Below are 19,647 nucleotides of genomic sequence, written 5' to 3'. Positions count from 1 at the left end.
TCCACCGCCTGGAAAGGAACGGGCGGCTTGGTGGGAGTCCTTCGACCGTGGTCGTGGGTCGTTGACTCCCCGGGCGCTGGTCTCAGCCGGCCGGGTCGGGCTCGGGCTCGGTGTGGATGGCGGAGGTCTCGGGCTGGTCGCACTCGAGGCAGGTGCCGTTGCCGTCGTCGATGAAGTCGTGGGGCTCGTAGGCGCTGTCGTCGGGGTCCGGTCCGTCACCACCGTGGGTGGGATCGTCGCCGTCGTCGTCGGGGATGGTGAAGGGGTCGGGGAGGGTGCCCTGGGTGGAGTGGATGGGGGCGGTCTGGAGGAGACCGCAGATGTCGCAGATGGCGTCGTCATCGGTCGAGAGGGTCGAGGCGATGTAGCCGTGTGGGCGGTGGCGGGCGCCGGCGGCGAGGACGTCCTCGACCTTCGGCTCGGGGGAATCGCCGTCGAGGGGGAGGGTGGGGCCGTTCTCGGCGAGCTTGCGGTTGTAGGTGACGACGTGGGCGATCTCGCGGACGTGTTCGGCGGCGCCCTGGTCGTCGGGGATCACGACGAGGTCGGTGATGGCGAGGCTGACGGTCTCGTCGCCGTTGAGCTTCTCGCCGCGTGACTCGGAGCGCAGCGAGACGACGGCGGTGATGGTCTTGCCGAGCTGGTCGTGGAGGGTTCTGGCGAGGTCTGGGGCGATGCCGGATCCGGATCCGGTGGCGGCGTTGATCTTGGCGGTGGTGGTCACTGGGTGTCTCCTGTCGAGGTGGTGTTGTGCTGGAGGTCGGTGGGGTGGGCTGCGGCATAGGCCTCGACGAGGCCGAGGTGGGGGAGGCCGCGGGCGATGGCGGGGATGAGGCCCTGGGAGAGGGCCCAGTCCTTGATCTGCCGGGGTGTGGCTCCGGTGGCGTTGATGGCGTCGCGGAGTCGGCCGAGGGTGTTGGTCCGGTGGCTGGTGCCGGCCTGGGAGCGTTCGACCGCGGTGGCGCGGGTGGGGATGTGGGCAGCGCGCATGACGTTCTGCACGACCTTGATTCCGATGCCGAGATGGTTGGCGACCTCGGCCTGGTTGAGGTGCTCGTCGGTGTAGAGGCGGCGTACGTCGGCGATCAGGGTGGGGTCGTAGTTCTTGTGCTTGTCGCCGGGCTTGGGGCCGCGGGGGCGGATCTGGACGCCGGCGTCGATGAGGACGCGCTTGATGGTGGAGACGGCGTTCCCGGTCTCGGACTGGATCTCGTTCATGTACTTGCCGGCGGTGTAGAGGGCGACGATTCGGTCGGCGTCGACGCGGCGGTGGGTGGCCGGCCGCGCGACGGCTTCCCCTTCCGTGCGCGCGGCCGGTCGTCCTCCACCGAGCCCCTGGGAAGCGCTGAGGGGTTCGGGTGAGGTCTGGCCCGCGCCGACCGGGGTGGGGGTGGGGTGGGTCGGCGCGGGGGCATAGGTGTGGTTGAGCTGGTGGAAGAGGTGGAGGGCTTCGAGGGCGGCGATCGCGTTGAGGCGCAGCAGCCGGGTGGCGGGGTGTTGGGCGTCGGCGGTGTCGCGGAGCACACGGGCGGCGTGTTCGATCTGGGCGGCGAGGTTCGCCTCGGGGGAGTAGGTGGGCAGTTGTGCCGCGCGCTGGACGTGCTGGACCTCGTCCTCCAGCTCTGCGCGGGCCGGGTGCCCAGCCGGCTCCTCTTCATGGGTGGGCTCGGGGTCGACCTCGAGGTGTCCGAGCGGGGTGTCGTCGGGGCCGGTGAACCTGCGGAGGAGCTCGTCCTCGGGGAGCTGGGCGGCGGCGTACCCCTGCTTGCGGGTCTTCTTCCCGGTGGTGGGTTGGACGCCGCGGCAGGTGGGACAGAGGCCACCGGGACCGAGCTGGCCGGACCTCTGGCTGCAGCTGGTGCAGGTGGGGGTGATGGCGTCCCAGTCGAGGCCGGTGGGCTTCGGTGTGGGCTCGGTGTGGGTGGTGCGCCGTACGCCGCTGTCGGTGGCCATCGGGATGGGGCGGTGGCTGGTGCCGGCGACGTAGGCGAGTGGGGTACCGGTGACCATCACCGCTCCTTCCGTGGTGGGACGAGCGCGAGCGGCTCCTGGCGGTGCAGCCGGTTCGCGAGCTCGGGTTGTCCGTGGCGGCGGAGCCACTTGTCGAGGTTCTTCGCGGTGCGCATCCCGGTGCGACGGGCTGCCTCGCTGGCGCCGACGCCGTGTGCGGCGAGGAACTCGAGGTCCTCGAGCAGGTGGTCGATCTCTTGGGCGAGCGCGGCCATCACTCCTCCTCGTCTTCGCGGGAGGGGCGTGCGTGGGTGCGTGCGTGGCCGGTGGCGGCGAGGTCCGCGTCGATCCGCATCACCCGCATGAGCCGCAGCTGGGGGCAGGCCGTGCAGGTCACGAGGAACCCGCCGTGGCCCTCGTCGTGGCCGCCTTCGACGGCAGTGACCTTGACGCGCGGGACGGTGCTGGTGGTGGCCATCAGAACTCCTCGAGGATGATGTCGACGCCGGCGCGGTCGAGGGCGAGCTCGTCCTCGCCGGCGTAGAACTTGCGGGCGCGGACGTCGACGACGAGGCCGTCGTCGGCCCACACCTGGGCGTCGGTGATGGCGTCGAAGCAGGCGCGCTGCAGCTTGTCGACGTCGTTCTTGTGGGTGGGGAACCGCGGGGCGTCGGCCTTGAGGAGGTGGGCGTTGCGGCCGGTCCGGTAGTGCGACGGTGGGCGGTCGAAGGTGAAGCGGATCCAGACGCGGACGGGGCCGGTGATGGTGTCGTGGTAGCGGCCGGCGTCTTCGGCGGCGGCGCGTACGGCGGCTCGCCAGGGCTTGAGGACCTTGGCGTTGTCGTCGTGCATGCCGTAGCGGTTCTTGGTTTTGGAGCCTTGGGTGATGGGCCGGCCGTGGACGCGGATGGCGATGCGGCCGCCGAGGCTGGGGAGCGTGGTCATGGCGTGGCCCAGATGGGGCCGGTGAGGGCGATGGCGGTGGCCCAGACGAGGAGGGTGTTGAGGAGGGCGCAGTAGAGGGTGCGGGCGGTGCTCACGACGCACCGCCGGTGGTCCTACCGGGCGTAGAGAGGTGTCGGCGCACCACACGTGAGTCGCCGTAGATCATGTGTCCGCGCATCACCTGCTCGCGGCGGTCGCTGTACGCGTCGACCTCGCTGCGGCGCGGCTCAACCCACCGCGCCGTCTCCCACTCCTGGGTCCGGCGGTTGTAGACCTCCAGGCCGTACAGCGGCTCGATCTCGGGCTTGAGTGGTGTCTGCTCAGTGCTCATGCCCGGCTCGCTGCCTGCTCGGCGACCGGCCAGCCGGCCTCGGTAAGCGCGACGCACTCCCACCCGATCGGCGTGACCAGCCCACGGGTGGCGAGCGCCCGGACGGTGCCCCAGTGCGCGCCGATCTCCCTGGCGTTGAGCACCGCGGCGTCCTGAGCCTCGGTCTCCCGACGGATCGTGGCGAGCAGCTCCTGCATCCGCGCTGAGAGGGCATCGAGATCGTGGTGCACGAACTCGGGGTGCTTGGTGGCCACGTGCGATGCAAGCGCGCGGAACGTGCGCTGGCAGCAGGGACAGACCCCGTTGCCGACCCGCCACCGGAGCCTGACCTCGCTGGCCTTCGCCTCGGCTGCTTCGCGCCGGGCGGCCTCTGCCTGGTCCCGCTGGGCGCCGAGAGCGGCGCTCAGCCGGTCGGCCCGCTCCCTCGCGGCCCTGGCCTCCTTCTCGGCCTGGGTGAGGCCGGAGAACACCATGCTGTGGCCGTTGGGGCAGTAGAACGAGCCGTGGTCCTCGCGGCGCCGGGCCTCGAGGTCCTTGGGAATTCCGAAGACCACGCCGCAGCGCGCGCAGTCGGAGACGTAGAGCTCGAGGACGCCGCCCTCGACGGTGAACGTGCGGATCCGCTTGCTAGTCATCGTGTGCCTCCGTGAGGTCGTGTCGGTCCGGCGCGGTGCTGCCGGTGTGGGTGCAGCCGCGGCCCTTGCCGGGGTGCTCGTCCTTGTTGTCGCAGGGGAGGCCGCCGGGGCCGCCGAGCTCGTGGCCGCACATCAGCGGGTCACCCACCAGCGCGGCAGCGGGTTGAACTCCAACGTCCCGTCCGACGCTCGGCCGCTCTTCATCAGCGGCGGGTCGACCCACTGGCCGTCGAAGTTGACGCGGCCGCCGGCGCCCGGGCAGTCGTCGAGGTGCTCGACGTGCGCCTGCGCCATGGCCATCAGCGCGGGCTGGGCGCCGCCGAGGTCGGAGACGGCGCCCGGCCGTACGTCGATCTGCCAGTGGCGGCAGGTCATGCAGACCCCGACGTACCGGCGGATGTCCGGGGTCCGGGGGGCGTCCTTGATCTTGAGGCGGCTCATCGGACACCGCCGTCGTGCTCAAGGCGACGGCCGGTCCTGCCACAGCGAGGGCAGATCGGCAGCTGGACGGTCCCGCCGCCGGCGATGCGGTTCTGCCGCTCCACCGACCGCGCCAACAGGAACAGGGCGAACCCGGGCCGGCCCTCGCGGAGCGCCGCGGTGGCCTTGCGGACCCCGTCGTGGCGCTCCTGGTCGATGTAGGACTCGGGCCGCGAGGTGAACGCCGCGGCGTTGGCCTGCCACACGGTGGTCATGCGGTCACCTCTTCGATGTGGTCGGCGAACTCGCGGAGCAGCTCGATGACGGCGCGGCCGAGGCCCGGGGTTGCCTTGAACTCGTCGGAGACGTAGGCGATCTGCTTGCCTCGCGCCGTTCCATCGTCGAAGCGGGAGAACCCCTCTACGAGGCCGGCCAGGAAGTTGGCCTGCTGGTCGCTGGTCAGCTCGGAGACGACGGTCCCGAGGCCTTCGTAGTCGACGAGCTCGACGGTGGTCTCGACCTTGAGCGCGGCCATGAGGTCGGGCTTGGGCAGGGTGGACGTCATGCCGCCACCACCTGACGGTGGGCGTCGGCGCACGCTGTGGTGTGGAGTGGCCACGCTCCGCAGCAGCCATCGTTCGGCTTCCCGACCTTGTCGAAGAACTCCCGCAACCCGGCCTGCTGCTGGGCCCGCCAGGTCTCCTGGTGCGCGTGGAGCGTGCCGAGCTTCCACGTCGCGAGCTGGGGCCACCCGGACAGCAGCTTCCCGAGGAGCCGAACAGAGGCGATGGCGTCGACGGCGGCGTCATGGGCGCCGGGGAGCGGGACGCCGTAGTGGGCGCACAGGGAGGTGAGGGTCCGGTCGGTGGACCCGCAGCCGCCACAGGTCCACTTCCCGCCGCGGCAGCCGCCGCACACGTGGATCCGGTTCTCGACGTCGCACGCCTCGCCGGTCTCGGGGTGCTTCTTGTAGCAGGACTTCCGGTAGGGGTCGTACTGCTTCTCGATCACCATCGGGTCGACGACACCGGTCACGCCGTGGGGGCGGGTGGTGAGGGGGTCGACGTCGTGCCGGGCGGCCTCGTGCTCGAGGAGGGTGAGGTCGTAGGCGGCGTTGTGCACGACGAGGGCCTGCTCGCGGCCGATGGTGGCGGCGACTTGGGCGGTGATCTCGAAGATCGCGGCGTCGCGGGGGATGACCCTGGTGACGCCGTTGAGGATCCGGATCGCGTGGTCGGGTCGGCCGACGAGCTGGAGGATGCGGTCGCGGGTGTAGCCGTGGATGTCGGAGGCTTCGGTGGGGATGTCGATGCCGGGGTCGATGATCCAGCGGAGTGCCTTGGGGCGTTCGCCGGGTTGCATGTGGACGACGGCGGCGGTGACGATGCGGGCCTGAGCGGGGTCCGGGGACGTGGTCTCGGTGTCGCAGGCGGCGACGGGCAGCTCGTGCCACTTCGAGGCACTCATGCCGCACCGCCGTGGCTCGGGTTGTCGAGCAGTGCGCGGACGCGCTGCAGGTCGATGACCTCGACGTCGCGCACCTCGTCACTGCCGTCGGAGGCGGGCCACTGGGTGTCGTCGGGCTGCAGGTAGCCGATGGCGCGGCGCAGGAGGGCGAGCGCCTGGGTGGCGCGCTGGGCCTTCTCGTTGGCCGCGGAGGTGCGCCGTGACCGTGCGAGCAGGATCCGGTCGATCGCCTCGGCAAGGTTGGGCCGACCCCAAGGACTGCCATCCTCGGAGCGGTAGCCGGCCTCGCCGTAGAGCTTGCGGTGCAGGGCATCGAACTCGGTCGCGTGGGCCTGGGCGTCCTTGATGACACGGTCGAACTCGTAGCCGTCGCGCCAGGCGATGAAGGGCCCCGCATCGGGGATCGGCCACTGGTAGTGGGTGGCGGCATGGGGGTCGTGGTGAGCCTTCTGCCAGTCGCCGGACCACTTGTTGCGGCGGTAGACGGCGCCGGTGGTCAGGCAGAGCACGGCGTGCACGTCGTCCTCGTCGGGCTCGGGGCCGGTCTGGTCCCACACCGTGCCGTACTGCGGGTCCTCCTGGACCATGCGCAGCTGCGACTCGGCCTGGCTGCGGTAGTACTCGTGCTGGCGCACCAGCTCGGTGAGTGCCGCGATCCGCTCGTCCGCGACCACCGAGGCGGCCAGAACGGACGCGTAGCGGTCGGCGCGGAGGAACAGCGCCTCGTCGAGTGGCCCGACCGGAGCCTGGGGAACTGCCTTGTGGTCGGCGTCCAGCTCGTACTTGCGGTGCTTCCACTCGCTGGACCACCGCTCGATCGGCGCGCCGCAGGGCCGGGCGTCGGGCTCGTCGGCGGTGTGCCCGCACCAGTCGTAGTCGTAGCTCATGCCGCTGCTCCCTTCTGGAGCAGCCCGAGGTAGAGCGACAGCTCGGCCGCGGACGCCGTGTTCGGGTCGAGCCCGCCCATCTGCTGCTGGAAGTCCTCCCGCAGGTCGCCCTCGGTCCACTGCTGGCCGCCGGCGGCCGCGAGGATCTGCTGCCAGATCCCGGCCGCGTCATCCCCGGCACCAGCGGGCGCGTCGGGGACGAGCTCGGCGTCGACGACACCTTCCGTGTCCGGCTCCCCGGCCTTCGCCTGGGACTCGGCGTCCTTGAGCTCGTGCGCGCGGGCCCGCCAGGCCTCGACGAACGCCCGCGCCTGCGGAGTGTCCGCCGCGCCGACCCCGACCAGACCCGCGGCCTTCGCGGCATCCCAGACACCGGCCAGGTCGTCGAGGACCGCAGCGTCGGTGACCTGCTCGACGAACGGCGCGAACGGGTCTTCGGCGGGAGGCGGTGCCGCTGCCTCGAGTGCCGGGCGGTCCGCGCCGGCACCCTCGAGGGCGGGCGCTCCGCCGGGGCCGCCGACGATCTCGACGAGCCGCTGCTTCGTGACATGCAGGTCAAGCACGGGGACCACGAACCGCGAGGTCTGCGGGCCCTTGTCGGTCTGGACGATCGAGGACCGCTCAGCCAGCGACAGCGTCGCGGGCACCAGGTCACCGACGTGCATGGCGAGCTCCGCCATGGACGGGAGCTCGGCGGCCGCGTTCCAGCCCTTCGACTCCATCCGCCACACGCCGAGGTCCTCGATCTCGGAGAGCATCACCGAGAGCCGCGTCGTGGGCTTCTCGATCGCCTCGATGTGCAGCGGGTCGTCAGGGTCGCAGTAGGTGCCGGCGGCGTCCTTCTCCCCGTCGCAGCGGTGCTGACAACCGGCCTTGGTCCATGCCTCGTGCCATTGAGAGAAGCCGCCCTTGACGACGATGACGGGGATGCTCGTGGCGTCGGAGAGGACCTCCCACTCTGCCTTGCCTGCGTTGTCCCAGGGGCGGGCGGTGCCGCCGTACTTCTCGGCGATCTGCTCGATGAGCCGCTGGGAGGGGCTGGTGAAGCGGAAGGCGGAGAGCTTGGCGGGGCGGGTGTACTCACGGCCGTCGCGGGTGGTGCCGGTGATTTTCTCGCCGAGGCGAATCCGGCCCTTCTCGGTCATGCGGCGCTGGGTGGTGATGATGGGCATGTCAGGAGTCCTTCTCGTCGATGGCGCGGACGGCCTCGCGAGGCGGGCGCCCGTAGCGGGTCTGGTCGGGGGCCGGCAGCACGCGGTGCCGGAGCGTGGCGAGGTCGGTGGGGACCGACCAGTCGTGGTCGTGCCAGGGGTCGGCGTCGTTGGAGAAGCCGCCCTGGCCGCGCTGCTCCTTGGTGATGTAAGGCATCAGGCCACCGCCGGCTTCGGCTCGTCGACGACCGGGGCGTCGACCTGCTCCCACGCCTTCACGTTCTGGGAGTGGAAGAGACGCTGCAGCTCGACCGCACCGAGGAACGCCTTGAACACGTCCCGGCCGGCAGGCTGGGGGATCAACGCGTGCGCGGTCGCCCGCCAGTTGAGGATCGCGGCGCCCTCGAACCGTGGGACCTTCACCACCGACTCGTCCGGCAGCACCGCCTCTTCGGCGAACCGGAGTCCGGCGAGCTGGAGAGGCTGGTCGGCGTAGACGACGTTCGCGGGCTTCTTCAACGACGACTTGCCGTCGATGAGCCACAGCTTCCGCCGGGTCCAGCTGGTGAACGACGTGCGGCCGGTGGCCTCGTCGTACGCCAGCGGCAGGTGCAACCACAGGTCACCGGTGCCGGCGTACCCGTGCTTGCGGGACACGACGGTGAGCTCGGCGGCCTCGACGTGCTTGTCGAGGTCGATGCGCCAGGCGTCGAGGAACCGGATGTGCTGGAAGATGAACGGCTCGACGTCCGGGTCGTAGGGGAGTGGCTGCCCGAGGACGTGGCCGTGGGCGTGGGCGTGGACCAGGCTGCCGAAGTCGGCGGCCTTCTCCCACTCGTTCTTGTGCTCGGCCTTGATCGCGGCGGTGACGCAGAACCGGCACCGGCCGCACCGGTCGGCGACCCGCGCTCGGGCGCACGGTCCCTCGGGAGACTGGCGGCTGGTGGCGACCATCTGGGGGAGCCGGTCCCACGCGGCCTGGGCGGTGGCCTTCGCTGCGGCGGGCACGAGAGCGGGCTTCGCGATCACGCCCTGGGCGTTGGTGACGGAGATCAGGCCGGGGGGTGCGACGTCGCGGAGAGGGCAGAAGTCCTCGCCGCAGGAGCCGTAGTAGCGGCCGATGCCCTTGATGTCGCGGGCGTGCTTGGGGGCGGTCATGTCCGAACCTCGAGGATCCGGTCGAGAGGGATCCGGTCGTCCCAGGAGTGCCCGGTCTTCACGGTGACCGACTTCGCGTTGACGCGGACGACGCGGTGCCACCCGATGTGGTCCCGGATCAGGACAGCGTCGACGAGATCCTCCGCGGTGAACTTCACTCGGGCGGCCTCGGCGGCGCGTACGGCCTTACGTTCCTGGGCCATCGCTCGGCGCTGGCGGCGGGCATCGCGGCGTTCGGCGGCGAGGGCCTTGTCGATCTGGGCGTCGAGCGATCCGCGTCCACGCTTGGAGATCGGGACGTTGAGGATGCCGTGGTCGAGGGGGTCGGGGGCGATCACGGCTGGTCACCACCCGTCGAGCCGGGCGAAGTGAGGTGCGCGTAGTCCCAGAGCCAGAGCGACTTGGGGCCGCGCGCCGGGTGGTCGGAGTCGCGCGAGGTCGAGTAGCTCCCGGCGCCTGGCGTCGTGCCGCGGACCTCGCGGACCTTCGTCCACCCGTCGAAGCGGTAGATCCGCCCGTCGTGGCGGTCGTTCTGGCTGTAGGCAACCGCGGCGAGCGGCGACCAGTACGGCCACCGCTGAGCGTGGACCTCGCGCCAGAGCCGCAGCATGACCCGGGTAGCCCAACGCTCACCGGGAGCAGAGCAGAGCCGCGCCAGCTCGACCAGCTCCTGACGCCGGAGCGTCCGGTCGTCGGTGATCCGCACTGTGCTGCTGACGGTCGAAGCGGACACGGCGACGCTGACCGGTCGGCCGTCGATGTGCAGCGCGAACGACTGCCGTCCGAACGGCCGATCGCACGGGCCGAGGTAGTGGCCCCAGGCCGTCAGCAGTCGGTCGGCCTCCGCGTTGGCGAGCTGCTCGACGCCGACGACTGGCAGGAGCGACAGGCCCACACTCTCGGGCTTCATCGGCAGAACCCCCAGACGGTCAGGCCGTGCTCGGCACCGCCGATGACCTGGTCGAGAGCCCGGCCGGTGAGCCAGGGGCCGCCGTACGTCGGCCGGTCCTCGCCCGGGAGGGTCACAACCACGTGGCCGGGGATCCGGTCCCGCATGTCCGCGGGCGCGTCCCCCGTCCAGCAGTGGTGCACCGCAAGCAGCGCGGCGGCCGGGTGGGCAGTCGTGGGAGTGTTCGTCTCGCTCCACGTGGCGTCAGGCTGCGACGACGTGACCACGACACCGGCCGCGGCGACAGCGAGGAACCCCGCCGGGGCTGCGACACCGAGGAGCAGGCTGCGGCGGAGCGTGGGGCCAGTCATGCCGCACCGCCCGACCGCGAGCGTTCACGCAGCACCCGGAGCCGCTCGACCGCCGGCAGACCCCACACGGGGTCGACGGTGTCGAGGACGTTCGGCTCGTCGGCGGCGACCGCGAGGAACGGGTCGACGGTCCCGGCGCCCTCGCAGACCGTGCAGGTCGCCCACATCGGGGTGTGGAGGGAGTCGGTGTCGTCGTTCTCCACGACACCCCGTCCGTCACACGGCAGGCACTCCACCGGCCCGCCGACAGGGGCAGGGGGGATCACGCCGGCCGTCACGGCGTCGTCGACGAACCGTGCGACACGACGGGCCGAGACCCGGTCGATCGCCTTGACGAGCCGGGCGAACCCGGCCGGCCCGTACACCCGGGCCAGCACGAGACCAGAGCCCGCGGCCAGGACGGTGCCGGTGGCGACGTCGGCGTTCACGACGACACCGCCGACAGGACGCGGCCAGCGAGGTAGACCAGGTCGACGCGGACACCGCTGTCCGGGAGCCGGCCGAGGACATGGAAGGTGTCCATCGTCAGGCCAGCGGGGCGGGGGTCAATCGTGACGTCGGCGACCTCGATCGACGCCATCCACGGGTCGATCGTGTGAGCGTTGAGCTGGATGACCATCCGGTCGGTCCGGCGGACCGTGGTCGGGGTCTCGAGCTCGATGTAGGGCGGGAGGCCGCGCTCGGCCATGTGCAGTCCGAGGGCCATGAGGCCGTGGGCGACGACGGCGCCGGTGACCTGCGGCGCGTAGGTGGTGGTGCTGGTCTCCGGCATGGGAGACTCCTTCCAGTTCGTGCGCCTCGGTCTCGCTTCGCTGGTGGGCCGGGGCGCCGGCTATTTCGGGTGGTGGTCAGGCGCTCTTGGCGGCGATGGGCCCGGACTCGAGGTCCTTCTCCATCTCGTAGAACCAGAGGCGGACCGTCTCGCTGGTGACAGCGACCTGGGTCTTCTCGTGCAGCTCGCGAGCGATCGCGTTCCACGACCTCTTGGGGGTCTGTCGTCGAGCCGCGGTGACGTAGCGACTCAAGGACTTCCCCAGGCGCTCCTCCACGAGGAGGTAGGTGCGGGTCTTGTTGGCCATGCCTAAGACCTTGCCATAACCAAGAATCTAGCGCAAGGACCTTGGCAAAAGACACGCCTGTTTTTCTGCCAGGATCTTTGGCAGACGCCCGCGTCTTGCGCCATGCTGAAGGCATGACGACACAGCCGCAGGACGAACGTCGGATCCCCGCCGACACGTTCGAGATCAGGCTCGCCATCGCTCGAGCCCACGCCGGGGGCATCTCGGCCAAGGAAGCCGCCATGCGCGTCGGCGTGTCCGGCCAGACGTGGCGCAACTGGGAGGACGGCGCGAGCGGGCCGGCGCAGAAGCCGGCGATGCTGCGCTACATCGCCGAGCAGCTCGACGTCGACGAGGACTGGCTACGAGATGGGGGGCCACTCCGGGGCGCTGGCCACCCGTCTCCCGACGGGACCGCAGCCGCCGTTCCTGAGCCTGCTACTCACCCGTAAGAGTGAGGTACGCCGCGTTGGTCGACTTCAGCGCGTCGAGGACGACCAGGAGCAGGTCGGAGCGCATCTGCGGCGGCCGGCTGCCGAGCGAGAGCTGGAGGTAGAGCGCCCGCAGGAACGCCTCGGCGTTGCCGCCGGCGAGGTACGGGTCGCGGTCGTTGTACGACGAGCGGGTGCCGGCCGCGCCGGCCAGCCGGGCGATCCACGGCTCGAGCACGCGCAGCGGCACCACGTTGCGGCGCAGCACGTTCATCGTCGCGAACGCGAGCCGGTCCGGCTCGCCGGAGGTGAACAGCCGGTCGACCGGCAGCAGCACGCGGTCGGCGATCACGTCGATCAGCACGGTCAGCTCGGGCGTGGCCAGGTGCGGTGAGCTGGCGAGGATCGCGAGGGCGTCCGCACCGTGGGCGATCCCGTGCGCCCACCCCTTGCCGGGCACCCAGCCGCGCAGGTCCCGCTCGCGCAGCAGCCAGGTCGCCAGCCGGTCGCCCCACTCGAGGATCTTCCCACCGGGCAGCAGCGGGCGCCGGTTGTCGCGGGCGATGCACTCGCCGAGGACCAGCGCCGAGAAGCTGCGCCGGAACACCGTGTCGGTGCCCTGCTCGCCGAGGCCCACCAGGAGCCCCATCGCCATGCCGTCGCCGAGGCCGGCCAGCAGGTCGTCGTACACCCCGCGATCGATCCACGTCGTGAGCGTCGGATAGGCGGTCCCGTCCCGCAGTGCGGGGTCGGGATCGCCGAGCATGCGTGTGAGCTCAGCGGTCAGGTCGTCGAGCGGCCGGTCCGACGGGACCGCGAGCCCGTCTGCGTGCACCTGTCGCCAGTATGACCCGGACATAGACCCCATCCTGCCAAAGGCCGGCGAGACGTCCACCGCCGGTCCACGGGTGATCGACCCGGCGGGCCCCCTACGCTTGCGAGGTGCCGACCCTCACCGAGCTGGTGCGCAGCCACACCGACCTCGACGACCAGGATGTCGCCTGGCTGCAGCTGCTCCAGGCGGACTGGCAGATCATCGCGGACCTGTCCTTCGCCGACCTGGTCCTGTGGCTGCCCGACCGCGAGGAGAAGGGCTACTGGGCGGCCGGCCAGATGCGCCCGACCACCGGCCCGACGGCGTACGTCGACGACGTGATCGGCACCTTCGTGCCGGTCGGCCGCCGGCCCCTGATCGACGCGGCGTACGCGCAGGGCCGCCTGGTCCGCGAGGGCGACCCCGAGTGGCGCGACGACGTGCCGGTGCGGGTCGAGACGATCCCGGTGCGCCGCGGGGGCCGGGTGATCGCGGTGGTCGCCCGCAACACCAACCTGCTCGGGGTGCGCACGCCCAGCCGGCTCGAGCTGTCGTACCTGCAGAGTGCCGCCGACCTCACCCAGATGATCGCCCACGGCTACTTCCCGGCGACCGGGCAGCGCAGCGACCACGCGGACTCGCCGCGGGTGGGGGACGGCTTCCTCCGCGTCGACGCCACCGGGCGGGTGGAGTACGCCAGCCCGAACGCGCTGTCGGTCTACCGCCGGCTCGGCCTCGCGGGCGACCTGGCCGGAGTGTCGCTGGCCGACCTCACCCGCGACCTGGTCCCGCCGCGCCGCCGCCCGGACGAGGAGACGCTGAGCGCCGTGCTCGGCGGGCGCGCCTACCGCGACACCGAGATCGGCACCGACACGGTCTCGTTGATCGTGCGCTCGATCCCGCTGCGCCCGCAGGGCGACCACATCGGGGCGCTGATCCTGGTGCGTGACGTCACCGACCTCCGGCGCCGGGACCGCGAGCTGGTCACCAAGGACGCCACGATCCGCGAGATCCACCACCGGGTGAAGAACAACCTCCAGACGGTCGCGGCGCTGCTACGGCTCCAGGCCCGGCGGATGGACTCGGAGTCGGCCCGCCTGGCGCTCGAGGAGGCGGTGCGCCGGGTCGGCTCGATCGCGATCGTGCACGAGACGCTGAGCCAGTCGGTCGAGGAGCACGTGGACTTCGACGACATCATGGACCCGCTCGGCCGGATGGTCACCGACGTGAGCGCCCTGGGCAGCCGGGTGCGGGTGGTCCGCGACGGGTCGTTCGGCGTGCTGTCCTCCGACATGGCCACCGCGCTGGCGATGGTCCTGACCGAGGTGATGCAGAACGCCGTCGAGCACGGGTATGACGGCCACGACCCCGACGTGGCCGGTGAGATCCGGATCACCGTGCGCCGGCTGGTGGGCCGCCTGCACGTGAGTGTCGACGACGACGGTCGCGGCCTGCCCCCGGGCTTCGACCTGGACTCGTCGACGAACCTGGGCCTCTCGATCGTCCGGACGCTCGTGGAGTCCGAGCTCGACGGTCAGCTGGAGCTCGGCCCGGGCCCGTCGGGCGTGGGCACGCGGGCCGCGCTGGACATCCCCCTGGAGTGAACCCCCTGGAACAGCCGGAGCAGCCGGATCAGGCGGTGCGGACCCGGGCGCGAGCGTTGCGGCGCTTCAGCGCGCGACGCTCGTCCTCGCTGAGTCCACCCCAGACGCCGTGGTCCTGACCGGCCTCGAGGGCCCAGGCCAGGCACTGCTCGCGCACCTCGCAGCGGCGACACACCTGCTTGGCCTCCTCGATCTGGAGGATGGCCGGACCGGTGTTGCCGATCGGGAAGAACAGCTCAGGGTCCTCGTCGAGGCAGGCCGAACGGTGGCGCCAATCCATGGCTGGGGAATCCCTCTTTCCTACGACTGATCGTGCAGGTCAGGGGCAGACAAGACCTGCGGTGCCCCATCGGGGCACAGCGAAGTGAACGCATTCACGAGCGCCCACCAAGGGTGGCAACCTTTGGACCGTTAAACAAGCCCTGCCAGCGGTCGGTTTCGTCACAGCAGTCACGCACGTGCCGGCCGCGACCAGGGCGGTCGCCGGGCTCTTCTAGGCTCCACCCGTGACTCTACGCCGTCCACCCAACCCGGCGCCGCTGGTCGCTGCCGCCTCCCTGGTCGCCGTGGAGGCGGTGCTGCTGCTCGGCTACGCCGTCCTCGAGCTGGTCAACGTCTCCTCGGACCGGGTGGCGGTCGCGGTCACCACCGGCGCGTTCTTCGCGGTGTACGGCGGGCTGCTGCTCGTCTGTGCCCGCGCGATCACCCGGGGCCACTCCTGGGCCCGCAGCCCGATCGTGCTGGCCCAGCTGATCCAGCTGGGGGTGGCGTGGAGCTTCCGCGGTGCCGACACCACGCTGGTGGCGATCGCGCTGGCGGTGGCGGCCCTGGTGGTGCTCGCCGGTCTCCTCGCGCCGTCCAGCATCGAGGCGCTCTCCGACGAGGAGGACTGAGCGTCGGTCGCTCCGCGTCAGCGGATGGGTCTCGACACGCTGGTCGCGACTTCGCAGGCTCAGTCGCGCCGCTCGCTCGACCACCCTCGAGCAGTCCGCTGGCGCGTCCTGCTCAGCTGGTCTCCTCCAGGGAGGCCCGCAGCTGCTCGAGGGTCCGGTTGAGCAGCCGGGACACGTGCATCTGCGAGACGCCGATCTCGTCGGCGATCTGCGACTGCGTCATGTTCCTGAAGAACCGCAGCAGCAGGATCTTCTTCTCCCGCGGCTCCAGCCGGTCCAGCAGCGGCTTGATCGACTCCCGGATCTCGACGTGCTCGAGTCCGGCGTCGTCGATCCCGATCGCGTCGAGCATGGTCGCGGTGCTGTCCTCGCCGTCGTCGGTCGCGTCGAGCGAGAGCGTCGAGTAGGCGTTGCCGGACTCGATGCCCTCGACGATCTCCTCGACCGTGCAGCCGATCGCGGAGGCCAGCTCACGGGGGGTGGGGGAGCGGCCCAGCGACTGGGTGAGCTCGGCGGTCGCCGAGCCGATCTGCATGCGCAGCTCCTGCAGCCGCCGGGGGACCCGGATCGCCCAGCCCTTGTCGCGGAAGTAGCGCTTGATCTCGCCGATGATCGTCGGGGTCGCGTACGTCGAGAACTCCACGCCACGGTCGGAGTCGAACCGGTCGACGGACTTGATCAGGCCGATCGTGCCGACCTGCACCAGGTCCTCCAGCGGCTCGCCGCGGTTGCGGAACCGGCGCGCGCAGTGCTCGACCAGCGGCAGGTGCAGGTGCACCAGGTCCTCCCGTGCGGTGTCGCGCGCGGCCGCGGAGGCCTCGTCGTCGCGGAACACCGCGAAGAGCTCGGCGCTGCGGCGCCGCGTGAGCTCGACCCCTGTCGGGGCGTCGAGATCGATGTCGTCGTCCCCCGTCGCGAACATCTCAGATGCCGGCCCCTGGCAGCCCTGACTCCATCGTCACGGAGATGGCGTAGACACCACCGGAGTTCTCGGCAACCGCCCCGCTCGCCAGGGTGGTCAGGACCTGCCAGGCGAAGCTGTCCTCGTCGGGCACGACCTCGTGGTCCACCTCCACCCCGATCCGCACCGTCAGCTCGCCGGGGTTCATGTAGAAGCGGCAGACCAGGTCGGAGTCCGGGCGTGCCTCGGGCAGCACCATGGCGCTCGCCTCGCCGACCGCGATCCGCAGGTCCTCGATGTCGTCGATGGGGAAGTCGAGCCGGGCGGCCAGTCCGGCGGTGGTGGTCCGCAGCACCGACGCGTAGGCGCTGTCGGCGGGCAATCTCAGCTCGACGTCGGCGCGCTCGTCGTCACTCGTGGCCGCGCCGGCCTGTGCGCCGATCGATGACATGTCGCCGTCCTTCGGGTGGAGAGTCTGGACTGGGCGGTGCCCGGGGGACTGGCCGAAGACTAGTAGGGACCGGCCTCCGGGTGCGGTACCCGGGGGCCGGCCCCTCCTAACAGTCGGTACGGCGTGGCGCTCAGGCCTGCTCGCCCGACGGCCTCCGCTGCGCTCAGGCCTTCTTGGTCTCCCAGAAGATCTCCGCGATCTCGTCGATCTTCGCGAGCAGCTCGTCGGCCTTGCCGGCGTCGAGCTCGCCCTTGGTGCCGGAGGCGCCGGCCAGCTTGGTGGCCTCGTTCACGAGCGTGTGCAGCTGCGGGTACTTCTCGAAGTGCGGGGGCTTGAAGTAGTCGGTCCACAGCACCCAGAGGTGGTGCTTGACCAGCTCGGAGCGCTGCTCCTTGATGAGGATCGCGCGGGTGCGGAAGTCCGGGTCGTCGTTGTCCGCGACCTTGGCGATGATGGCCTTGATCGACTCCGCCTCGATCCGGGCCTGGGCCGGGTCGTACACGCCGCAGGGGAGGTCGCAGTGGGCCGAGACCTCGAGGGTGGGGGCGAACAGTCGCGCAAACATGCGGTTCCTCTCGTCGTGGTGTCTGGGTGGTCCTGAAGGGTCGACTGCGACACTACTCCGCGTGCGAGGACGAGGACGAGACGCGTCTTCCGCCGTGGAACACCCCGACGGACGGCGTTCCCGCTGGGGGTTCGCGGTGGTGCGCGGCCGCTCGATGGCGCCGCTGCTCGCCCCCGGCGACCGGCTACTGGTGTCCTACCGGCGGGCGGTCCGGCCCGGTGCGGTGGTGATCGCCCGGCTCGCCGACGGCACCGTGGCGGTCAAGCGCGCGACCGAGCGGCGTACGACGCCCTCCGGTGAGCCCGGGTGGTGGCTGCTGAGCGAGGACCCGGACGCCGGCGTCGACTCGCGGCACCGGGGGCCGGTGCCCGACGCCGACGTGATCGCGGTCACGGTGGCCAGGATCTGGCCGCGACCGCGTCGCCTCTGACGCTGTGCGAGACTGGCCGCGGGAGAACCCCGAGGACCGTGGTTCCGCGCACCACCCCTGCGCGTCGAGCCCGGCCTCCCCCCACCGCCGTCCCCACTGGAGAGTCAGATCAGGTCATGGCCGAAACAGAGTCTGCGAGCCCCAATCCGTACGCCGGCGACCCGGTGTTCGACCTCCACGTGGGCGGCAAGATGGCGGTGCGGTCGACCGTCGCCCTCGACGGTCCCGACGACCTGTCGCTGGCCTACACCCCCGGGGTGGCCCGGGTGTGCGAGGCGATCGCCGCGGACCCCTCGCTGACCCAGTCCTACACGTGGGTGCCCAACACCGTCGCGGTCATCACCGACGGGACGGCCGTGCTCGGCCTCGGTGACATCGGCCCGGCGGCGGCGATGCCGGTGATGGAGGGCAAGGCGGTGCTGTTCAAGCAGTTCGGTGGCGTGGACGCGGTGCCGATCTGCCTCGACACCACCGACGCCGAGGAGATCATCGAGACCGTCGCCCGGCTCGCCCCGAGCTTCGGTGGCATCAACCTCGAGGACATCTCCGCGCCGCGCTGCTTCGAGATCGAGGACCGGCTCAAGGAGATGCTCGACATCCCGGTCTTCCACGACGACCAGCACGGCACCGCGGTCGTCACGCTCGCCGCGCTCACCAATGCGCTCAAGCTCACCGGGCGCAACCCCGAGTCGACGCGGGTCGTGATCTCCGGGGCCGGCGCCGCCGGCGTCGCGGTCGCCAAGATCCTGCTCGAGGCCGGCATCAAGGACCTCGCGGTCACCGACCGCAAGGGCGTCCTCAACTCCGTGCGCGGCGACCTCACCCCGGTCAAGCGCGCGCTGGCCGTGATGACCGCCGACCTCACCGGCCGCACCGGCACCCTCGCCGACGTGCTCGTCGATGCCGACGTCTACATCGGCGTCTCGGGCGGCACCGTGCCCGAGGAGTGGGTCGCGACGATGGCGCCCGACGCGATCATCTTCGGGCTCGCCAACCCGACTCCCGAGGTGCACCCCGACGTCGCCCACCGGCACGCCCGCGTGGTCGCCACCGGCCGCTCGGACTTCCCCAACCAGATCAACAACGTGCTCGCGTTCCCCGGCATCTTCCGGGGCGCGTTCGACGTGCACGCGACCGCGATCACCGAGGGCATGAAGGTCGCGGCCGCCCAGGCGCTGGCCGACCTGGTCGGCGACGCGCTCGCCGAGGACATGGTGATCCCCTCGCCGTTCGACCCGCGGGTCGGACCGGCGGTCGCGGCGGCGGTGGCGGACGCCGCTCGCCGCGACGGCGTCGCTCGACGGTAGGTTCAGGAGAATGTTCGCCGTCTACGCCGACCGGTCCGCCCCGAACGACCCGCTCTCCGCCCTGCAGGTAGGAGAGCGGCCCGAGCCGGCCGAGGTGGGAGTCCCCGACGGGTGGACGACGGTGACGGTCAAGGCCGCCTCGCTCAACCACCACGACCTGTTCTCGCTGCGCGGCGTCGGCCTGCGCGCGGAGGCGCTGCCGATGATCCTCGGCTGCGACGCCGCGGGGTACGACGAGGACGGCAACGAGGTCGTCGTGCACGCCGTGATCAGCGACCCGGCGTGGGTCGGCGACGAGACACTCGACCCGAGGCGGTCGCTGCTGTCCGAGCGCTACCAGGGCACGTTCGCCGACCAGGTCGCCGTACCCCGCAGCAACGTCGTGCCCAAGCCGCCCACGCTGTCGTTCGAGGAGGCGGCGTGCCTGCCCACCGCGTGGCTGACGGCCTACCGGATGCTGTTCACCCGCGGCGAGCTGCGGGCCGGTGAGACCGTCCTGGTGCAGGGCGCCGGCGGCGGGGTCGCGACCGCCGCGATCGTGCTCGGCCGGGCGGCGGGCCTGCGGGTGCTCGCGACCAGCCGCGACGAGGCCAAGCGCGCCCGGGCCCTCGAGATCGGCGCCCACGAGGTGTTCGAGTCGGGTGCCCGGCTGCCGGTCAAGGTCGACGCGGTCATGGAGACCGTCGGCAAGGCGACCTGGTCGCACTCGATCCGCTCGCTGCGCCCGGGTGGCCGGATCGTCACCTCCGGCACGACGTCGGGGCCCGACCTCGACGACGCCGAGCTGACCCGGATCTTCTTCCTGCAGCTGAGTGTGATCGGCTCGACCATGGGCACCCGCGGCGAGCTCGCGGACCTGGTCACGATGCTGGACGCGACCGGCGTGCGGCCGTTGATCGACCGGACCATCCCGATGACCGAGGCGCGGGAGGGGTTCGCCGCGATGCTCGGGGGCGAGCAGTTCGGCAAGATCGTCTTCACCCGGTGAC

At 71.3% G+C, this 19,647-nt stretch carries 33 protein-coding genes; 6 read left to right on the top strand and 27 right to left on the bottom strand.

All coding sequences use genetic code 11. The features are described 5' to 3' along the window. Window positions 1-82: 82 nt before the first annotated feature. The 22 genes from QQZ14_RS20480 to QQZ14_RS20375 form a co-directional block, all read right to left on the bottom strand. Complete coding sequence (locus QQZ14_RS20480) at window positions 83-724, bottom strand: hypothetical protein (protein WP_284536265.1); 642 nt, start codon at window positions 722-724, stop codon at window positions 83-85. Beyond that, window positions 721-2,010: a hypothetical protein gene (locus QQZ14_RS20475; RefSeq protein WP_284536264.1), complete on the bottom strand. Its 1,290-nt coding sequence runs from the start codon at window positions 2,008-2,010 to the stop codon at window positions 721-723. Before QQZ14_RS20475 ends, QQZ14_RS20480 begins: the two co-directional genes overlap by 4 nt. Continuing rightward, the gene (locus QQZ14_RS20470) at window positions 2,010-2,225 is read right to left on the bottom strand and encodes a hypothetical protein (protein WP_284536263.1); all 216 of its coding nucleotides are present in this window, start codon (window positions 2,223-2,225) and stop codon (window positions 2,010-2,012) included. The genes QQZ14_RS20475 and QQZ14_RS20470 overlap by 1 nt, the downstream gene beginning before the upstream one ends. Next, a complete protein-coding gene (locus tag QQZ14_RS20465; RefSeq protein ID WP_284536262.1) occupies window positions 2,225-2,428 on the bottom strand; it encodes a hypothetical protein in 204 nt (67 codons plus the stop codon). Before QQZ14_RS20465 ends, QQZ14_RS20470 begins: the two co-directional genes overlap by 1 nt. After that, a complete protein-coding gene (locus tag QQZ14_RS20460) occupies window positions 2,428-2,895 on the bottom strand; it encodes a RusA family crossover junction endodeoxyribonuclease (protein ID WP_284536261.1) in 468 nt (155 codons plus the stop codon). The genes QQZ14_RS20465 and QQZ14_RS20460 overlap by 1 nt, the downstream gene beginning before the upstream one ends. 91 nt (window positions 2,896-2,986) lie before the next feature. After that, window positions 2,987-3,226, bottom strand: a complete 240-nt coding sequence (locus QQZ14_RS20455; RefSeq protein WP_284536260.1) for a hypothetical protein — start codon at window positions 3,224-3,226, stop codon at window positions 2,987-2,989. Continuing rightward, window positions 3,223-3,861, bottom strand: a complete 639-nt coding sequence (locus QQZ14_RS20450; protein WP_284536259.1) for a hypothetical protein — start codon at window positions 3,859-3,861, stop codon at window positions 3,223-3,225. The genes QQZ14_RS20455 and QQZ14_RS20450 overlap by 4 nt, the downstream gene beginning before the upstream one ends. Continuing rightward, window positions 3,854-4,009, bottom strand: a complete 156-nt coding sequence (locus tag QQZ14_RS20445) for a hypothetical protein (protein WP_284536258.1) — start codon at window positions 4,007-4,009, stop codon at window positions 3,854-3,856. The genes QQZ14_RS20450 and QQZ14_RS20445 overlap by 8 nt, the downstream gene beginning before the upstream one ends. Beyond that, a complete protein-coding gene (locus tag QQZ14_RS20440; RefSeq protein WP_284536257.1) occupies window positions 3,994-4,302 on the bottom strand; it encodes a hypothetical protein in 309 nt (102 codons plus the stop codon). Before QQZ14_RS20440 ends, QQZ14_RS20445 begins: the two co-directional genes overlap by 16 nt. Then, window positions 4,299-4,556 (bottom strand): hypothetical protein, encoded by a 258-nt coding sequence (locus tag QQZ14_RS20435; RefSeq protein WP_284536256.1) that lies wholly within the window; start codon window positions 4,554-4,556, stop codon window positions 4,299-4,301. Before QQZ14_RS20435 ends, QQZ14_RS20440 begins: the two co-directional genes overlap by 4 nt. After that, window positions 4,553-4,846, bottom strand: coding sequence for a hypothetical protein (locus QQZ14_RS20430; protein ID WP_284536255.1), 294 nt, complete (start codon window positions 4,844-4,846; stop codon window positions 4,553-4,555). Before QQZ14_RS20430 ends, QQZ14_RS20435 begins: the two co-directional genes overlap by 4 nt. Then, window positions 4,843-5,748: a hypothetical protein gene (locus QQZ14_RS20425; protein ID WP_284536254.1), complete on the bottom strand. Its 906-nt coding sequence runs from the start codon at window positions 5,746-5,748 to the stop codon at window positions 4,843-4,845. The genes QQZ14_RS20430 and QQZ14_RS20425 overlap by 4 nt, the downstream gene beginning before the upstream one ends. Then, window positions 5,745-6,635: a hypothetical protein gene (locus tag QQZ14_RS20420; protein ID WP_284536253.1), complete on the bottom strand. Its 891-nt coding sequence runs from the start codon at window positions 6,633-6,635 to the stop codon at window positions 5,745-5,747. Before QQZ14_RS20420 ends, QQZ14_RS20425 begins: the two co-directional genes overlap by 4 nt. Next, a complete protein-coding gene (locus QQZ14_RS20415) occupies window positions 6,632-7,807 on the bottom strand; it encodes a recombination directionality factor (RefSeq protein ID WP_284536252.1) in 1,176 nt (391 codons plus the stop codon). The genes QQZ14_RS20420 and QQZ14_RS20415 overlap by 4 nt, the downstream gene beginning before the upstream one ends. 1 nt (window position 7,808) lies before the next feature. Next, complete coding sequence (locus QQZ14_RS20410; protein WP_284536251.1) at window positions 7,809-8,003, bottom strand: hypothetical protein; 195 nt, start codon at window positions 8,001-8,003, stop codon at window positions 7,809-7,811. Beyond that, window positions 8,003-8,944, bottom strand: coding sequence for a hypothetical protein (locus tag QQZ14_RS20405; RefSeq protein WP_284536250.1), 942 nt, complete (start codon window positions 8,942-8,944; stop codon window positions 8,003-8,005). Before QQZ14_RS20405 ends, QQZ14_RS20410 begins: the two co-directional genes overlap by 1 nt. Then, window positions 8,941-9,282 (bottom strand): hypothetical protein, encoded by a 342-nt coding sequence (locus tag QQZ14_RS20400; protein ID WP_284536249.1) that lies wholly within the window; start codon window positions 9,280-9,282, stop codon window positions 8,941-8,943. Before QQZ14_RS20400 ends, QQZ14_RS20405 begins: the two co-directional genes overlap by 4 nt. Beyond that, window positions 9,279-9,854, bottom strand: coding sequence for a hypothetical protein (locus QQZ14_RS20395; RefSeq protein WP_284536248.1), 576 nt, complete (start codon window positions 9,852-9,854; stop codon window positions 9,279-9,281). The genes QQZ14_RS20400 and QQZ14_RS20395 overlap by 4 nt, the downstream gene beginning before the upstream one ends. Continuing rightward, on the bottom strand, window positions 9,851-10,204 hold the full coding sequence (locus tag QQZ14_RS20390; RefSeq protein WP_284536247.1) for a hypothetical protein: 354 nt from the start codon (window positions 10,202-10,204) through the stop codon (window positions 9,851-9,853). The genes QQZ14_RS20395 and QQZ14_RS20390 overlap by 4 nt, the downstream gene beginning before the upstream one ends. Continuing rightward, the gene (locus QQZ14_RS20385) at window positions 10,201-10,632 is read right to left on the bottom strand and encodes a hypothetical protein (RefSeq protein WP_284536246.1); all 432 of its coding nucleotides are present in this window, start codon (window positions 10,630-10,632) and stop codon (window positions 10,201-10,203) included. Before QQZ14_RS20385 ends, QQZ14_RS20390 begins: the two co-directional genes overlap by 4 nt. Then, window positions 10,629-10,976, bottom strand: coding sequence for a hypothetical protein (locus QQZ14_RS20380; protein ID WP_284536245.1), 348 nt, complete (start codon window positions 10,974-10,976; stop codon window positions 10,629-10,631). Before QQZ14_RS20380 ends, QQZ14_RS20385 begins: the two co-directional genes overlap by 4 nt. A 76-nt stretch (window positions 10,977-11,052) precedes the next feature. Further along, the gene (locus QQZ14_RS20375; RefSeq protein ID WP_284536244.1) at window positions 11,053-11,283 is read right to left on the bottom strand and encodes a hypothetical protein; all 231 of its coding nucleotides are present in this window, start codon (window positions 11,281-11,283) and stop codon (window positions 11,053-11,055) included. Window positions 11,284-11,396: 113 nt separating this feature from the next. On the opposite strand from QQZ14_RS20375, the gene QQZ14_RS20370 reads away from it, so the two are divergent. Then, window positions 11,397-11,714, top strand: coding sequence for a helix-turn-helix domain-containing protein (locus QQZ14_RS20370; RefSeq protein ID WP_284536243.1), 318 nt, complete (start codon window positions 11,397-11,399; stop codon window positions 11,712-11,714). On the opposite strand, the gene QQZ14_RS20365 is transcribed toward QQZ14_RS20370, so the two are convergent. Continuing rightward, window positions 11,701-12,552, bottom strand: a complete 852-nt coding sequence (locus QQZ14_RS20365) for a DUF2785 domain-containing protein (RefSeq protein WP_284536242.1) — start codon at window positions 12,550-12,552, stop codon at window positions 11,701-11,703. The two genes, QQZ14_RS20370 and QQZ14_RS20365, sit on opposite strands and share 14 nt — an antisense overlap. Before the next feature lie 83 nt (window positions 12,553-12,635). On the opposite strand from QQZ14_RS20365, the gene QQZ14_RS20360 reads away from it, so the two are divergent. Next, window positions 12,636-14,111 (top strand): sensor histidine kinase, encoded by a 1,476-nt coding sequence (locus tag QQZ14_RS20360; RefSeq protein WP_284536241.1) that lies wholly within the window; start codon window positions 12,636-12,638, stop codon window positions 14,109-14,111. A gap of 28 nt (window positions 14,112-14,139) precedes the next feature. On the opposite strand, the gene QQZ14_RS20355 is transcribed toward QQZ14_RS20360, so the two are convergent. Continuing rightward, window positions 14,140-14,391, bottom strand: a complete 252-nt coding sequence (locus QQZ14_RS20355) for a WhiB family transcriptional regulator (protein WP_011755173.1) — start codon at window positions 14,389-14,391, stop codon at window positions 14,140-14,142. A gap of 226 nt (window positions 14,392-14,617) precedes the next feature. On the opposite strand from QQZ14_RS20355, the gene QQZ14_RS20350 reads away from it, so the two are divergent. Then, entirely contained in the window at window positions 14,618-15,004 is a 387-nt protein-coding gene (locus tag QQZ14_RS20350) for a hypothetical protein (protein WP_284536240.1), read from the top strand. 112 nt (window positions 15,005-15,116) lie between these two features. On the opposite strand, the gene QQZ14_RS20345 is transcribed toward QQZ14_RS20350, so the two are convergent. The 3 genes from QQZ14_RS20345 to sodN form a co-directional block, all read right to left on the bottom strand. Continuing rightward, window positions 15,117-15,926 carry an RNA polymerase sigma factor SigF gene (locus tag QQZ14_RS20345; protein WP_284536239.1) on the bottom strand — a complete coding sequence of 270 codons (810 nt, stop codon included), beginning with the start codon at window positions 15,924-15,926 and terminating at the stop codon, window positions 15,117-15,119. Window position 15,927: 1 nt separating this feature from the next. After that, window positions 15,928-16,356: an anti-sigma factor gene (locus tag QQZ14_RS20340; RefSeq protein WP_284536238.1), complete on the bottom strand. Its 429-nt coding sequence runs from the start codon at window positions 16,354-16,356 to the stop codon at window positions 15,928-15,930. Window positions 16,357-16,519: 163 nt separating this feature from the next. Then, window positions 16,520-16,921 (bottom strand): superoxide dismutase, Ni, encoded by a 402-nt coding sequence (gene sodN, locus QQZ14_RS20335; RefSeq protein WP_284536237.1) that lies wholly within the window; start codon window positions 16,919-16,921, stop codon window positions 16,520-16,522. 94 nt (window positions 16,922-17,015) lie between these two features. On the opposite strand from sodN, the gene QQZ14_RS20330 reads away from it, so the two are divergent. The 3 genes from QQZ14_RS20330 (at window position 17,016) to QQZ14_RS20320 (ending at window position 19,646) form a co-directional block, all read left to right on the top strand. Next, a complete protein-coding gene (locus tag QQZ14_RS20330) occupies window positions 17,016-17,351 on the top strand; it encodes a S24 family peptidase (protein ID WP_284536236.1) in 336 nt (111 codons plus the stop codon). Between the two features lie 116 nt (window positions 17,352-17,467). Next, on the top strand, window positions 17,468-18,658 hold the full coding sequence (locus QQZ14_RS20325; protein ID WP_284536235.1) for an NAD(P)-dependent malic enzyme: 1,191 nt from the start codon (window positions 17,468-17,470) through the stop codon (window positions 18,656-18,658). Window positions 18,659-18,668: 10 nt separating this feature from the next. Next, window positions 18,669-19,646 (top strand): zinc-binding dehydrogenase, encoded by a 978-nt coding sequence (locus QQZ14_RS20320; RefSeq protein ID WP_284536234.1) that lies wholly within the window; start codon window positions 18,669-18,671, stop codon window positions 19,644-19,646. Window position 19,647: the final 1 nt, after the last annotated feature.

This window comes from Nocardioides sp. T2.26MG-1, from assembly GCF_950101795.1.
Taxonomy (GTDB): domain Bacteria; phylum Actinomycetota; class Actinomycetes; order Propionibacteriales; family Nocardioidaceae; genus Nocardioides.
This window is presented reverse-complemented; position numbering and strand designations above follow the sequence as displayed.

Coding starts and splice junctions, on each gene's coding strand:
- QQZ14_RS20475 (WP_284536264.1), bottom strand. CDS start 2,010: ATGGTCACCGGTACCCCACTCGCCTACGTCGCCGGCACCAGCCACCGC.
- QQZ14_RS20470 (WP_284536263.1), bottom strand. CDS start 2,225: ATGGCCGCGCTCGCCCAAGAGATCGACCACCTGCTCGAGGACCTCGAG.
- QQZ14_RS20465 (WP_284536262.1), bottom strand. CDS start 2,428: ATGGCCACCACCAGCACCGTCCCGCGCGTCAAGGTCACTGCCGTCGAA.
- QQZ14_RS20460 (WP_284536261.1), bottom strand. CDS start 2,895: ATGACCACGCTCCCCAGCCTCGGCGGCCGCATCGCCATCCGCGTCCAC.
- QQZ14_RS20455 (WP_284536260.1), bottom strand. CDS start 3,226: ATGAGCACTGAGCAGACACCACTCAAGCCCGAGATCGAGCCGCTGTAC.
- QQZ14_RS20450 (WP_284536259.1), bottom strand. CDS start 3,861: ATGACTAGCAAGCGGATCCGCACGTTCACCGTCGAGGGCGGCGTCCTC.
- QQZ14_RS20440 (WP_284536257.1), bottom strand. CDS start 4,302: ATGAGCCGCCTCAAGATCAAGGACGCCCCCCGGACCCCGGACATCCGC.
- QQZ14_RS20435 (WP_284536256.1), bottom strand. CDS start 4,556: ATGACCACCGTGTGGCAGGCCAACGCCGCGGCGTTCACCTCGCGGCCC.
- QQZ14_RS20430 (WP_284536255.1), bottom strand. CDS start 4,846: ATGACGTCCACCCTGCCCAAGCCCGACCTCATGGCCGCGCTCAAGGTC.
- QQZ14_RS20425 (WP_284536254.1), bottom strand. CDS start 5,748: ATGAGTGCCTCGAAGTGGCACGAGCTGCCCGTCGCCGCCTGCGACACC.
- QQZ14_RS20420 (WP_284536253.1), bottom strand. CDS start 6,635: ATGAGCTACGACTACGACTGGTGCGGGCACACCGCCGACGAGCCCGAC.
- QQZ14_RS20415 (WP_284536252.1), bottom strand. CDS start 7,807: ATGCCCATCATCACCACCCAGCGCCGCATGACCGAGAAGGGCCGGATT.
- QQZ14_RS20410 (WP_284536251.1), bottom strand. CDS start 8,003: ATGCCTTACATCACCAAGGAGCAGCGCGGCCAGGGCGGCTTCTCCAAC.
- QQZ14_RS20405 (WP_284536250.1), bottom strand. CDS start 8,944: ATGACCGCCCCCAAGCACGCCCGCGACATCAAGGGCATCGGCCGCTAC.
- QQZ14_RS20395 (WP_284536248.1), bottom strand. CDS start 9,854: ATGAAGCCCGAGAGTGTGGGCCTGTCGCTCCTGCCAGTCGTCGGCGTC.
- QQZ14_RS20390 (WP_284536247.1), bottom strand. CDS start 10,204: ATGACTGGCCCCACGCTCCGCCGCAGCCTGCTCCTCGGTGTCGCAGCC.
- QQZ14_RS20380 (WP_284536245.1), bottom strand. CDS start 10,976: ATGCCGGAGACCAGCACCACCACCTACGCGCCGCAGGTCACCGGCGCC.
- QQZ14_RS20375 (WP_284536244.1), bottom strand. CDS start 11,283: ATGGCCAACAAGACCCGCACCTACCTCCTCGTGGAGGAGCGCCTGGGG.
- QQZ14_RS20370 (WP_284536243.1), top strand. CDS start 11,397: ATGACGACACAGCCGCAGGACGAACGTCGGATCCCCGCCGACACGTTC.
- QQZ14_RS20365 (WP_284536242.1), bottom strand. CDS start 12,552: ATGTCCGGGTCATACTGGCGACAGGTGCACGCAGACGGGCTCGCGGTC.
- QQZ14_RS20355 (WP_011755173.1), bottom strand. CDS start 14,391: ATGGATTGGCGCCACCGTTCGGCCTGCCTCGACGAGGACCCTGAGCTG.
- QQZ14_RS20345 (WP_284536239.1), bottom strand. CDS start 15,926: ATGTTCGCGACGGGGGACGACGACATCGATCTCGACGCCCCGACAGGG.
- QQZ14_RS20340 (WP_284536238.1), bottom strand. CDS start 16,356: ATGTCATCGATCGGCGCACAGGCCGGCGCGGCCACGAGTGACGACGAG.
- sodN (WP_284536237.1), bottom strand. CDS start 16,921: ATGTTTGCGCGACTGTTCGCCCCCACCCTCGAGGTCTCGGCCCACTGC.
- QQZ14_RS20325 (WP_284536235.1), top strand. CDS start 17,468: ATGGCCGAAACAGAGTCTGCGAGCCCCAATCCGTACGCCGGCGACCCG.
- QQZ14_RS20320 (WP_284536234.1), top strand. CDS start 18,669: ATGTTCGCCGTCTACGCCGACCGGTCCGCCCCGAACGACCCGCTCTCC.